At 67.0% G+C, this 12556-nt stretch carries 12 protein-coding genes; 3 read left to right on the top strand and 9 right to left on the bottom strand.

Going from position 1 to position 12556, the window contains the following annotated elements; genetic code table 11:
- Positions 1–126: 126 nt before the first annotated feature.
- The 8 genes from IT430_07455 to IT430_07420 all read right to left on the bottom strand — a co-directional run bounded on the left by IT430_07455 (position 127) and on the right by IT430_07420 (position 8487).
- Positions 127–1242 carry a Nif3-like dinuclear metal center hexameric protein gene (locus tag IT430_07455; protein ID MCC6907760.1) on the bottom strand — a complete coding sequence of 372 codons (1116 nt, stop codon included), beginning with the start codon at positions 1240–1242 and terminating at the stop codon, positions 127–129.
- Between the two features lie 107 nt (positions 1243–1349).
- Complete coding sequence (locus IT430_07450; protein ID MCC6907759.1) at positions 1350–1877, bottom strand: hypothetical protein; 528 nt, start codon at positions 1875–1877, stop codon at positions 1350–1352.
- A 29-nt stretch (positions 1878–1906) separates the two neighbouring features.
- Positions 1907–2575, bottom strand: coding sequence for an HAD family phosphatase (locus IT430_07445; protein ID MCC6907758.1), 669 nt, complete (start codon positions 2573–2575; stop codon positions 1907–1909).
- Positions 2572–3762 carry a DegT/DnrJ/EryC1/StrS aminotransferase family protein gene (locus IT430_07440; GenBank protein ID MCC6907757.1) on the bottom strand — a complete coding sequence of 397 codons (1191 nt, stop codon included), beginning with the start codon at positions 3760–3762 and terminating at the stop codon, positions 2572–2574. The genes IT430_07445 and IT430_07440 overlap by 4 nt, the downstream gene beginning before the upstream one ends.
- A 21-nt stretch (positions 3763–3783) precedes the next feature.
- A complete protein-coding gene (locus IT430_07435) occupies positions 3784–5304 on the bottom strand; it encodes a hypothetical protein (protein ID MCC6907756.1) in 1521 nt (506 codons plus the stop codon).
- 134 nt (positions 5305–5438) lie between these two features.
- Positions 5439–6887: a chromosomal replication initiator protein DnaA gene (gene dnaA / locus IT430_07430; protein ID MCC6907755.1), complete on the bottom strand. Its 1449-nt coding sequence runs from the start codon at positions 6885–6887 to the stop codon at positions 5439–5441.
- A 435-nt stretch (positions 6888–7322) separates the two neighbouring features.
- Positions 7323–7898: a hypothetical protein gene (locus IT430_07425; protein MCC6907754.1), complete on the bottom strand. Its 576-nt coding sequence runs from the start codon at positions 7896–7898 to the stop codon at positions 7323–7325.
- Position 7899: 1 nt separating this feature from the next.
- Entirely contained in the window at positions 7900–8487 is a 588-nt protein-coding gene (locus tag IT430_07420) for an ArsR family transcriptional regulator (protein MCC6907753.1), read from the bottom strand.
- Positions 8488–8641: 154 nt separating this feature from the next.
- On the opposite strand from IT430_07420, the gene IT430_07415 reads away from it, so the two are divergent.
- From IT430_07415 to IT430_07405, 3 genes are read left to right on the top strand one after another with little or no spacing between them, the layout of a single operon-like run.
- On the top strand, positions 8642–8926 hold the full coding sequence (locus IT430_07415; GenBank protein MCC6907752.1) for an acylphosphatase: 285 nt from the start codon (positions 8642–8644) through the stop codon (positions 8924–8926).
- On the top strand, positions 8923–10491 hold the full coding sequence (locus tag IT430_07410; protein MCC6907751.1) for a DASS family sodium-coupled anion symporter: 1569 nt from the start codon (positions 8923–8925) through the stop codon (positions 10489–10491). Before IT430_07415 ends, IT430_07410 begins: the two co-directional genes overlap by 4 nt.
- Before the next feature lie 33 nt (positions 10492–10524).
- Positions 10525–11607: an alkaline phosphatase family protein gene (locus IT430_07405; GenBank protein ID MCC6907750.1), complete on the top strand. Its 1083-nt coding sequence runs from the start codon at positions 10525–10527 to the stop codon at positions 11605–11607.
- Between the two features lie 91 nt (positions 11608–11698).
- On the opposite strand, the gene IT430_07400 is transcribed toward IT430_07405, so the two are convergent.
- A complete protein-coding gene (locus IT430_07400; protein ID MCC6907749.1) occupies positions 11699–12550 on the bottom strand; it encodes a hypothetical protein in 852 nt (283 codons plus the stop codon).
- Positions 12551–12556 lie beyond the last annotated feature (6 nt).

Genomic DNA, 12556 nt, shown 5'->3' with positions numbered 1-12556 from the left:
TTATCAACCGCCGAGACCGCAGAAAGAACAGGATTGACGCATGGCTCAAAGCACGTTTTCTGAATCCCTCTGCGCTCTGCCCGGTCTCTGCGGTAAAAAACTCTTCGTACGTCGGGCAGGAGCGGATCAGATGATTTCGAAGAACGTGCGATCGGCGCTGCTGAGGAGGATCTCGACGCCGTCGAGTTTTTCGCCGAGGCGTCTGGCGAGGATGGGCAGGAAGCCGCGCTCGCTGTTGGCGTGCCCGGTGAGCATGACGGCGCAGCCTCTGGTCCACGCGCTGAGCGCGGTGTGGTAGGTGAGTTCGCCGGTGATGAACAGTTCGCACTCCTGGCTCATCGCGGTTTCGACGAAATCGCCTCCTGAGCCGGGCACGACGCCCACCTGCCGCACGAGCTGCGTCGGATCGGTCGACTTGACCGCGGGGATATTGAGATGCGACTTGATGCGCTCGGCGATCTCGGCCACCGTCGTCGGCTGATCGAGCACGACCTTGCGCCCGCCACCGACGTTGAACAGCGGCTTGGCCCGAAGCGGGTAGACATCGACGGCCGGTTCTTCGTAGGGGTGGAACTGGCGCAGCGTTGAGATGAGCACGTGCAGGGCCGAGGCGGGGCAGACCATCTCGAGGCGCTGCTCTTCGACGCGCTGGAAGCGCTCCTTGGCGCCCACGGCCGGGCTGGTGCTCGCGTCGCCGCGGAACGTGCCGGTGCCGGGCCCGCTGAACGAGCAGTGGTCGTACGCGCCGATGCGGCCGGCCCCGGCGCTGGACATCACGTCGCGCAGCCGGTCGATGGCGTCCGCCGGCGCGAAGGTGACGACCTTGAGTTCCTGAGAGGCGGGCAGCGACTCGGCCACGACCAGCGGCCGGCGGTAGCCCTGGCCCACGGCGTCGGCCAGCCAGTCCGTCAGTCCGCCGGCCGCCGAGTCGAGCGCGGTGTGCGGCGAATAGACGGCGATGCCGGCGCGGATGGCGCGGAGCAGGGTCTCGCTCTTTGCATCCGAATCGTTGAGCCGCTGGATCGGCTTGAACATGACGGGGTGGTAGGTGCAGATGAGATCGACGCCCTGGCCGATTGCCTCGTCGAGCACCTTGGAAGTGAGATCAATGGTCAGCAGCACGCGCGTGGTCGGTGCCGACCGGCTGCCGACGAGCAGGCCGACGTTGTCCCAGCGCTCGGCGCAGGCGAGCGAGGCGATGGACTCCATGGCCTTTTCGAAATCACTCACGAGGGCGGGCACGGGCGTCCTCCAGATCAGTTGCGGGCGGCAGGGGACAACGGTAGTCGCCGCTGCCCCGAGGGGACAGGCCGCGACGGCGGATTGGGGCGTGTTTCGGGGTGCGGCCGTCAGCGCGAACCCGTCAGGCTGCACGACGTTACCGCCAGGAGCATGAGCAGCCCGAGCAGCGCGACCACCACGGCATTGCCCGCCAGAAACAGCGCAGTCATGAGCGCCACGTATACGAGGCGGCTGAGCCTGTTTTGCTTCTGCTTGAGAGCGCGCCGATGCGCATCGCGGCCCCACTCGACCGTGGCGATCACCGCCAGCACCACCGCGACGGGGATGGTCAGCCACGTCACGGGCGGGCCGAAGATGAGCCCGACGAGCAGCAGGCCGGCGATGGTGAGGCCCGGCGAAACCGCCTCGAAGAAACGATTGGGCGACCGCCGGCCTGAGACCTGCTGCACGTGCTGGAGGGCGAGTTCATCGATGGTCCATTCCCGGCCGCACTCGGGGCAGCGGCGCTGCGGCGACTCGAGAGTGCCGCTCAAGTCATAGCCGCAGCCCGGGCAGATGGGGCGCAGCGGACCCTTGGGAAGGGGTCGCGCCGGCTGCTGCAGTTCGTCGCCGGGATCATCAGGCTCATCCGACACGGGAAAATGGTAGGGGCGGGGCGGCGGAGTCAGATCAGGCCGAATTCGCGCAGGTGCGACTCGATCTGCGGCGCCGTGTCAACACGATAGTCGATCTGTCGAGCCACCCAGCCGGCCTGCTGCGCTGCGGCGATGTTCTCTTCGAGGTCATCGAAGAAGAGAATCCCGCCCGGCGCGACGCCGAGGGCGCGCTGGAACGCGGCGTAGATGGCGGCGTCGGGTTTGGCCAGGCCCATGAGGTGCGACGCGTAGCGGTGGCGGATGAGACGCACCACGGGAAACTCCGGTTGACCCGGGCAGGCGCAGCCGCTGTCTTCGTGCGCGAGTCGCACCCAGTGGCCGTGGTTCGTGTTCGAGAGGCAGGCAGTCGGCGTGCCGCGTTCGTTGAGTGCGGAGACGATGTGGTGCACGTCGGGATAGTCCTGGATGGTCCAGGCATCGTGGACGCGCGTGATTTCCTCGGGGCTATAGAGACCGCCCATGAGTTCGGAGATGCCGCGGGCGTACGAGGCGCAGTCGATGCGACCGATGCCGTAGAGCCGCGTGAGTTCGCGGCGCTGGGGGCGTGTGCGCTCCCACGCGTCGTTTGAGCGCACGTCAAGGCCGATGCGGGCACACGCTTCTTCCCAGGTGCGGCAGATGCGCACGAGCACTCCGCCGAGATCGAAGCAGACAAGTTGGATGCCGGGGCGAGTCACGAGCCGCGATCGATGGTGAACTTTTCGCGCTGGATCATGACTTCGAGCGTCTGGCAGACGAGATCGATCTCTCGCTCACCGAGGCGGGTGTGGAAGGGCAGGGCGATGGTGCGCTGGGCGACGGACTCGGTGATGGGGAAGTCGCCAGCGCTGAAGCCGAACTGCCGCATGTAGAAGGGCTGGAGGTGGATGGGCGGGAAGTAGTTGCTCACGCCCACTTCGTGGCGGCGCATCCCCGCGAGAATCCGATCGCGGTTTTCGGCGTGGAACTCGCTGCTGAGACGCACGACGAACACGAACCAGGACATCGTCGTCTCGGGATCGATCGTGGGGAGGATGACGTCGGGCATCCCCATGAGGCGCGACATGTACTTGCTTGCGACGGTGTTTCGCTTTTCGAGGATTTCATCGAGCCGCTTGCACTGCGCCACGCCGAGCGCGGCGTGGATTTCGCTCAGGCGGTAGTTGTAGCCGAGCCGCTCGTGCATAAGCCAGGAGCCGGGATTCTGCCAGGAGGGTTCGGCGGAGTCGGCGGGATCGATGGGCCGGCCCTGGTTGCGCATTGAGCGGCAAAGGTTGGCGATGCGCTCGTCGTCGGTGACGATCATCCCGCCCTCGCCGCAGGTGATCTGCTTGTTGGGATAGAACGCGAATACGCCCACGCGGCCGAAACTGCCGATGGGCCGGCCACGATGGGAGCCGCCGAAGCCTTCGCAGGAGTCTTCGATGAGCGGAATCTCGTGCTTGTAGCACAGGCTGGCCAATTCGGGCATGTGCGCCGGATTGCCGAACGCCTCGACCGCGAGCACCGCTTTGGTGCGCGGCGTGATGGCCGCCTCGACCTGGGTCGGGTCGAGGTTGAGCGTGCGCGGGTTGATGTCCACGAAGACGGGTTTGGCGCCGACGTAGAGAATGGCGTTGGAAGAGGCGACGAAGGAGAAGGGCGTGGTGATGACTTCGTCGCCGGGCTTGATGCCCAGAGCCAGCAGCGCCAGGTGCAGGCCGCATGTGCCGCTGGACACGGCGACGGCGTGCTCGGCGCCGGCGCGGCCCGCGACGAGCGCTTCGAACTGCTCCTGCACCGGCCCGATGCTCAGCCGACCCGACTTGAGCACCTTCACGACGTGGTCGATTTCCAGCGCGGTGATGTCCGGTCTGCTGAGCGGGATGTCCTGGCCGTTGCTCATGGCGTTCGATCTTTCAATGTGTCAATGGTCGGCGCCGTCTGAGAGGTCGCTGAGGATAGCCGCGAGCGCCTGGCCCTGCTGCTGGGTGCGGCGGAGGTAGAGCCACGCCGCCTGCACTTCGGCTGCGTCGGTCACCGAGCCGCCGCCGCGGAACACGAGGCTCAGTTGCGCGAGGTCTTCGTCCGTGAGCGCTTCGGCATAGCGCGCCTTGATGATCAGCGCCAGTGACTGGGCGCGGTTGGAGTTCCACTGCTCGACGTCTTCGATGAGTCGCAGCGCCTCAGGACTCGCGCCGGTCAGCGCGCCTGAGAGGATGCTCTCGATGGTGACCAGGCGCTGGTGGGCCAAGGCCTGGTCGAGCACGGTGCGAAGCGCGGTCGCGTCGATCTTGATGAGTTCAGCGCTGGCCAGCCGGGCCAGTTCGAGCCGGTCGTTTCGAGAGGCGCCCTCTTCGAGCGTGTCGGCGATCATGGCGGCGTAGATGGGGGAGGCCTGTTCGGGCGGCAGATCGCCTGCATGATTCAGGACCCACGCCGTACTCGGAACGTGGTGCTGGCCGATGAGGTCCACGAGCACGCCGACGTCGTTTTGCTGTGCGGCGATCGCCTGACCGGCGCGGCCGAGAGTGGCGAGCAGTTCGTTTTCGTCTCCGGCCGCCGCCGCAAAGAGGCTCGCATCCACCTGACCGGCCACGTCGAGCAGCATCAGCGTCAGGCGCACCTTGACGCCGGCGCCGGCCGCGTCGGCGTAGTGCGCCTGCCATTGTTCGGCGCCGGATTTCGGATCGAGTTTCAGCAGCACGTGCAGCGCCGCGTCTTCGGTACCGGGGCTGAGTTGACCACTCTTGATCTGCTCGCGCACCCAGGGGGCGGCGCCGGTGAGTTTCATGTATTCTATCGTGCCGAAGATTTCGCGCAAGGCGCTGTCGCGCACCTGCGGCGGGAGCGCATCGACGCCCTTGAGAGGCTCGTCGGTCTCTTCGGGGTGGCCGAGGTGGCGCAGCGCCAGCGCGGCGTAGGCGCGTGTGCCGGGCAGTTTGCCGTCCTGCATCAGTTTGCGCAGCGCTTCGACATCGACCGGTTCGTCCACGCCCACCAGGACCATCATCACGTACACGCGGAGGTCTTCGGTGAGATCGTCCCAGGTGAGGATCTGCCGCAGTTCCTCGGGGCCGATGAGATCGTCCTTGCGCGCCTGGATGATGGCCATGGCGCGGAAGCGAGTGTCCTTGATCTGGCTGAGCTTCCACGGGTCGATGCGGTGGGTCTTGGACAGTTCCGCCAGGCCGAGCACCGCGTTGGTCTGGATCGTCGAGTTCTTCACCTGGCTGAGCGAACTGAACAGCGGCTGCAGATCTGGGTCGCTCAGTTGACGCAGGCTGCTCAGAAACAGAACGTGTTCGCCGGTCGAGCGCACGGTCGTGGCGCGGCGCATGACGCGGACGGCGTCATCGAATCGATCGTCGCCGGCCAGGGCGCCCGGTGCGGCGACGGTCAGGACCAGCAGCAGCAGGAAATAGCTCAGCAGTGGCGTGCAGCGCATCGCTGGAGTCTATTCAGGCGTGCCGCCTGACGCGTGCGAAAGTGGAATTCGCGCCGGTCCAGAAGAACGCGCGGCGTCGGCCGAAGGGGTGGCCGACGCCGCGGTCGGAGGGGATTCGGTTGGAGCCGCCCGAATCAGGTCGAGGCGGCGGAGCGCGGCCGCGTGAGGGCGACGCGCAGGGAATCGACAAGGTATCGCAACGACATGGGCGCCTCGGCGTCGCGGAGGGTCACGCGGGCGTCGGCGGAGAGTTGGCGCTCGATGCGCTGGGCGGCGGTGACGATAGTGCTGTGATTGGAGCGGCCCATGGCGCGGGCGATTTCGGGGAAACTCCGGGTGGTGAGTTTCCGCGCCAGATAGGCCGTGAGCGAGCGCGCCAGCACCACGTCGCGGTGCCGGCTGGTGCCGGCGAGCCGGCTGGGCTCGACGCCGAGGCGCTGGGCGACGGTGGACATGATCGACTCGACGCGGACGTTGGGGCGCAGATCCTCCGCCTGCTCGCCGAACAGGCGGCTCACGAGCACCATGCCGACTTCGCCGCCGCATGTGCCGTGAGCCGCCTGCTGGCCGTCGCTGATCATCGCCAGCGCCTCGAGCCGGGTCAGTGTGCCCTCGATCTCGCGCACGGACCCGATGCAGCGTTCCGCCAGCGCCTCCACCGCCGCCGGATGGAACGTCAGCCCTTTTTCGCGCGCCCATCGCGCGATGATCTGCCGCCTCGTCTCGATGTCCGGAAGTTGAATCTCGACGACCATGCCCGAGAGCAGGCGGCTCACCAGCCGCTGGTGGAACTGGCGGATCTGCCGCGGGTGCTCGTCGCTGGCGAGCACGACGCGCGAGCCGACGAGCCCGATGGCGTCGAAGGTGGCCAGGAACTCGTTCTGCGTCGCCTTCTTGTTGGAGAGGAAATGAACGTCGTCGATCGCCAGCAGGTCCAGTTCCCGATACGGCCGGCGGAAGGAATCGAGATCGTTGGAGCGCACCGCGGCGATGAACTCATTGGTGAACTGCTCGCCGGTGACGTAACGCAGGCGGAAGTCCGGCCGGCTCTCGCGGCAGCGGCGGCAGATGCCCTGGAGCAGGTGGGTCTTGCCCAGCCCGCATCCGCCGTGAATGAACAATGGGTTGAACGTCGCGTTGCCGTCGGCCATGGCGCACGCGGCGCGGTAGGCCATCTCGTTGCTCACGCCGACGACGAAGCGCTCAAGGTCGAAGCGCGCGTCGAAGCGCGACCCGAGCGAACCGCCGGTCCGGCGCCGCCGCGGCAGGTGCGGCGCCACGGGCGCGGCTCCCGAGGGCGCCTCGGCGGCAAGGCCGGGGAAGGCCTTGGGCTCAACCGCGAGTTCGAGCGGCAGATCGACGCCGGCGGCGCTTGCGGTTGAATCGCGGAGATCCTGACGGAAGTGGCGTTCGATCCAGTCGGCGTGAAAGCGGGTGGGCACGGTGATCCGCAGGCGGTCTTTTTCGACGTGCAGCTGCGCAGTCTGTTCAAACCAGAGGCCGAACTTGGCGGGTCCAAGTCGATGTGCCAAGTCTTCGCACAGGCGCGCAGCCATACCGTTTGCCGCAGCGGTTGCAGCCACTGTTCCCTCTTCCTTCGAGTTCTGATGTCTCGATGCGAATATCAGCCGAAACGGTTCAAGTCCACCCCGTCATCGGAGCCTCGCGGCGCCGATGCCACACTCTTTTGTCATTACCTGCGGGGGAGTCCGTTCGCACCTCGGCGGGCAAACACTATCGTGGAGGAGCGGGGCGGGTGGAAGGCTGCGCGGCGCGATGGGGGCCGGCAGCAATCAGAAGGAATGAAAACTTTTTGAGACCACCCTCGGCCCGATCCTCGGAACCGTCCTGGTTCGGCTACAGAATACCACACCGGTGAGCGATTCACAAGCATCTCGTGAGCGCAATTCGCGTCCACACGTCCGGGAACATTGCAAACACAAGTGTTTGCGCCGTGTAAATTTTTTTCACAGGGCGCGCGTGTGTACATTGCGAACGAATTGTGGATACGTGGTGGCTCACACCGCTTCGCGCGAGCGCCGGGCGCGCTGCGCCAGGCGAAGCGCCAGGTTCGCCTCGATGGACGCCTCGACGAGGCGATACTGCCCGCCGGCCAGGCCGAGCAGGCTGGGTGCAATGCTCCGGCACCACGCCAGAGGCGCTGCAGCGCCCGCAGCCTTCCACTGTGCGATCCGAAAGACCGGTCCGCCGCACCGGACCTCGAGGTTCAAGCCCGAAGGCGCCTCCGCGAGATCGAAGGACGCGACCTGCGGCGTGTGCCTGGCAGCGCCCACGCAAGCATCGCTCGAGAACACGGCCAGCACGCGGCGCGAGGCGTCGTCGCCCGGCGCCGACTGGCGCCAGAAGGTGAGGACGAGCACCGGCGGACGCCCGTCGGTCTGCCGGCGAGGCGCGGGCCGTTCGAGCCAGTCCACTTCGGCGCCGGCGAGGGCAGTGGTCGGCATGTCGCCACCTTCGCCGGGCACATGGATGCTCCATGTGGCGCGGGCCAGGCTCGTGCGCGTGGCGTCGGCCGCGGGCGCATCGGCAAGGCGGTTGCGGGGGGCCTCAATGACCTGCGGAGCGCGCGTCACATCAGACCACCTTCCCGAGCAGGCCCACGGCCAGTTGGAGACCCTTGCCCGCCGGGCTGACGAACTGGTCCGCGAGCGAGTCGATGAGTTCGATGAACTCGATCATCCGATCGAGGCGATCATTGTGCGACTCGACCTGCTGATCGCCGGCATCCTGCTGGCGCCGCGGTCCGGTGAGATCGCGGCAGTCGTGCAGTGCCATGAGAACGGGGTCGATCTCGCGCCGCTTGCGCTCGCGGGTGATGATGCGAAAGACCTGCCAGACATCCTGCTCGGCGCGGTAGTATTCCTTGCGGTCGCCGCGCTTGTGGACCCGGCTGATGAGGCCCCAGTCGTGGAGGGACTTGAGCGACATGCTCGCGCTGCCCCGGCTGATGGAGAGTCGCTCCATGATCTGGTCGGTGTTGAGCGGCTGGCCCACGATGTAGAGCAGGGCGTGGACCTCAGCCATGGTGCGCGGGATGCCCCACGAAGATCCCATCTCGCCCCAGATGCTGACGAAGCGGTTTTGCCCCTCGTGCAGCGGCTGGCCCGAGCGGCCCTGGCGGCTGTGGTCGGCGGCCCGATGTGGCTTGGAGGAAGCGGTCATGGGGGTTCTTGCGAGCATAGCGGCCGCCTCTTCGCCGGCCACTAGTTGTTTCAAAAATATTTGAAACAGGGAGGAGGACCCGATCCCGCCGCCCCGGCTGGATTCGATGGCGCGTTGTGCTTCAATGCCCGGGACACGCCCGATGGAGGCGGACATGAGCGGCTCGCAGACCGAGCGATGGACGGTAGTTTTCGAGGGGTGCGTGCAGGGGGTCGGATTTCGAATCACCGCCGCCAGGGCCGCGCGGCGGCTGGGCATTCCCGGCTGGGTGCGCAATCAGCCGGACGGGTCCGTTCGTCTCACGGCCGAGGACACGCCTCAGCGGCTCGACGAACTGCTCGCCCTCATCCGCGCTGACATGCCCGGCTTCATCTCAAGCGAGCGCATTGAGCGCTCCGCCGCCTCGGGTGAATTCGATTCCTTTGAGATTCGCAGATGACCGCGACCGGCTCGAACATGCCGCGCGCCGACGAGCCGACCGAGGCGCGATCGCACCTGGCGCGGTGGATCGGTCTTGGGCTGGCGCCGGCTCTGGGCCTGGTCGTGTGGGCCTTGGTGCCGGCGGAGGTGCGCGGCGCCGGCGGCGAGGTCATCATGGGCTCCACCGGGCGCGTCGTCGCCGCCGTGGGGGTGTTCATGGCCACGCTGTGGATCACTGAAGCGCTCCCGATTGCGGCGACGGCTCTGCTGCCCATCGCGCTGTTTCCGCTGCTCACCGGCGGTGAGATCAGCGCGGCAAAGGCGACCGCGCCGTATGCCGACGATGTGATCTTCCTGTTCATGGGCGGGTTCATGATGGCGCTGGCCATGGAGCGCTGGGGGCTGCACCGGCGCCTGGCGCTGAGCATCGTCCTGCTCGTGGGCACGCGGCCGGCGGCGCTCGTGGCGGGCTTCATGATCGCCAGCGCGGCACTGAGCATGTGGGTTTCCAACACCGCCACGGTCGTGATGATGCTGCCCATCGCCATCAGCGTCATCACGCTCGTGCGGCGCGAGATCGAGAAGACAGGCGGGCAGGTTCCCACCGGCGCCGGCGGGCAGTTCAACTTTGCTGTGTGTCTGCTGCTGGGCACGGCGTACGGCGCGTCGATCGGCGGCGTGGGCACGATCATCGGCACGCCGCCCAACATCTTCATGGTGGAACACCTTGCCGAACTCGGCATCGAGATCTCCTTTGCGCGATGGATGCTTGTCGGCGTGCCGTTTGTCGTCGTGTTCATCCCCATTGCCTGGGCGGTGCTCACGCGCATCGTGTATCCCATCAGGATCCGCGAGATTCCCGGCGGCCGGGCGCTGATCCGGCGCGAACTCGAGAACCAGGGTCCGATGTCGCGAGCCGAACTCGCGGTGCTGATCGTGTTCCTCATCACCGCGATCCTGTGGGTGACGCGGCCGATGCTGGCGCTCATCGAGATCGGCGCGCCGCCGTGGCGGCCGCTGGCGGGCGTGAACGACTCGGTGATCGCGATCGGCGCCGCGCTCGTGCTTTTCGGGCTGCCCATCGACTGGAAGCGTGGCGTGTTCCTGCTCACCTGGGAACAGGCGGTGAAACTGCCGTGGGGTACGCTGCTGCTGTTCGGCGGCGGACTCAGCCTTGCCGCGGCGGTCAGGAGTTCCGGGCTGGCGGATTCGATCGGCCTTGGTGTGCAGTCGATGCAGAATGTGCCGGAGTGGCTGCTGGTGCTGGCGGTGATCACGCTGCTGGTCTTTTTGACCGAACTGACGAGCAACACCGCTACGATCGCGACGTTCCTGCCGGTGCTCAGCGCCATCGCCCTGGGGCTGAACATCGAGCCGATTCTGCTCATCGTGCCGGCGACGATCTCCGTGAGCCTGGCGTTCATGATGCCGGTGGCCACGCCGCCCAACGCGATCGTGTTCGGCTCTGGTGAAATTACGATCGCGCAAATGTGCAGGGCGGGGCTGTGGCTTAACATCATCGGCATCGCGCTGGTCTTTGTGCTTACGTACTTTGACGTGGCGCCGGCGCTGCTCGCCAAGTGAAGTCCGTCGATGGCGTGGAGCGAGGGTCGAGGCATGCAACGCATATTCTCCTTTTTTGTCGTCGCGGCGCTGTGCTTCGCCGGGTTCGCCGATCCTCCCGTGCTTGAACCGGGGCCTGCCGAAGCGCCTTCGCCGGCGCCGGTTGAAGCGCGGTATAACTTTGTCTTCGTCGTGAGTGTCGATGGCCTGCTCCCGGGGCTGGTGGCCGAACACGGCGCCGATGCGCTGCCGAACTTCGCGCGGCTCGAGAGCGGGGCGAGCACGCACAACGCCCGCACCGATCCGGATTACACCCTCACGCTGCCGAACCACACCAGCATGATCACCGGCCGGCCCGTAAAGGGACCGCACGGGCACCTGTGGACGGCCAACACCGATCCGCCGCCGCTGGCCACGCTGCAGTCGCACGCGGGCCGGGAGATCGTCAGTATCTTTGACGTCGCACACGAGCACGGCGTGTCGACGGCCCTCTACTACGGCAAAAGCAAGTTCTCGCTGTGGGTCAAGAGTTTCAACGGCGGCGATGATGAGCAGGACCTGACCATCACCAGAGCGGCGCGGTGCGCGAGCATTGAGGAAGTTACCAGTCGCGCCGTTGAGACGCTCCGTGAGTGGGATCGCGGCTTGGTGTTCCTGCACTACGCCGACACGGATCTCGTCGGGCACCGCAGCGGGTGGGACCGCGCGGTCGGCTCGCCCTACATGCAGACGGTGCAGTCGATCGACGCGCAACTTGGTCGCCTGCTCGCGGCGGTCGACGGCGACGAGGCGCACTGCGGCCGCACCGCCGTCATTCTCACCACGGACCACGGCGGCGGCGCTCCGTTCAAGACGCACCTCGACGAAACGAAAGCGGCGAACTACACGATCCCGTTCGTGGTGTGGCTGGGCGATCAGGCGCAGCGTGTCGATCTGTACGAGATCAACGCCGAGACGCGCCGCGATCCCGGTTCCGGCCGGCCAGGCAGCGCCGAAGATAAAGCAGCGCGGCGGCTCCAGCCGATCCGCAACGGCGACGCGGGCAATCTGGCGCTGGCGCTGCTGGGACTGCCGCCGGCGCCGGGTTCGACGATCAACGCGCAGCAGGACCTGCGGGTGCAGCCGGGCTCCAAATGACAACCGGGGCGAAGTGGCTCGCCCCGATTGTCCGGCGGATACGAATTTGGATGACCGCCGCGCCGCGGCAGGCGCGGGCGCGGCTCATCCATCAATGGCGTCCGCGGCCTGTTTCTCTTCCTTCACGATGCGGTTCGCACTTGAGGTGCGACTCGATGAAGCACTCGAGTTCGCGGGCCGAGACGGAGCAGTCGCCGAAGCGCTGGGCGTTTTCGATCGAGCACAGCGCCGCGTTCCAGTTGCCAAGCAGGCTCTGCAGCGAGGCGATCATGAAGTGCACATCGGCTTCGGTGCTGCAGTGGCGCAGTTGTGATTCGTACTGGTCGAGGAGGCAGCGGATTTCCCGGCGAAGATCGGAATCGACGCAGATGGCGTCGAACGCTTTGACATCCAGCTCCACGGCCCGGCGCATCGAGGATTCGGCCTCGCGCCAGTGCTCCAGCCGGCCGCACGCGATGGAGTAGCCGATGCGCGGCACGGGCTCGCAGGGGTGGCACTCGATCTGGTCGAGGAAGTCGCGCTTGGCGCGCGTGTAGCGGCCGCTGGTGAGTTCGCACCAGGCCTGGGAGTCGAGGCCGTAGTACCGGTCACCGCCGAAGCGCGAATCGCCCCGGTAGAGCAGGTCGTCGTGGCGGCCGTAGTCGCGTCCCCGATCGCGATCCCAGTCGCGTCCGCGATCCCAGTCTCCCCAGCGGTCGTCGTGCCGGCCGTCGCAGCGGTCATCGCATCGGCTGTCGCAGCGGCTGCGGTCGCGCCGGTCGCCGAGGCGGCCGCCGATGACGATGCGCACGGAGGTGCGGTGCACGGTGGGTCCGCGGCGGCAGGGTGGGTCGGCGGCCAGGGCGGTGCTCGCCGGCGCCAGCAGCCAGAGTGCAGCGCCGAAGATGGGCGCGGCCAGCGCGAGGTGGCGGTGGAAGAGGGAGGTGTTGGCGCGGGTGAGCATGACGGT

It is taken from the genome of Phycisphaerales bacterium, from assembly GCA_020852515.1.
GTDB lineage: Bacteria > Planctomycetota > Phycisphaerae > Phycisphaerales > UBA5793 > UBA5793.
Note: the sequence above shows the minus strand (reverse complement) of the source record. Positions and strands in the feature narration are given on the sequence as shown.

Bases quoted from the DNA above. Each gene is read 5' to 3' on its own strand.
- IT430_07435 (MCC6907756.1), bottom strand. From the start codon at position 5,304: ATGCGCTGCACGCCACTGCTGAGCTATTTCCTGCTGCTGCTGGTCCTG.
- IT430_07415 (MCC6907752.1), top strand. From the start codon at position 8,642: ATGAGCGGCTCGCAGACCGAGCGATGGACGGTAGTTTTCGAGGGGTGC.
- IT430_07400 (MCC6907749.1), bottom strand. From the start codon at position 12,550: ATGCTCACCCGCGCCAACACCTCCCTCTTCCACCGCCACCTCGCGCTG.
- IT430_07420 (MCC6907753.1), bottom strand. From the start codon at position 8,487: ATGACCGCTTCCTCCAAGCCACATCGGGCCGCCGACCACAGCCGCCAG.
- IT430_07410 (MCC6907751.1), top strand. From the start codon at position 8,923: ATGACCGCGACCGGCTCGAACATGCCGCGCGCCGACGAGCCGACCGAG.
- IT430_07440 (MCC6907757.1), bottom strand. From the start codon at position 3,762: ATGAGCAACGGCCAGGACATCCCGCTCAGCAGACCGGACATCACCGCG.
- IT430_07405 (MCC6907750.1), top strand. From the start codon at position 10,525: ATGCAACGCATATTCTCCTTTTTTGTCGTCGCGGCGCTGTGCTTCGCC.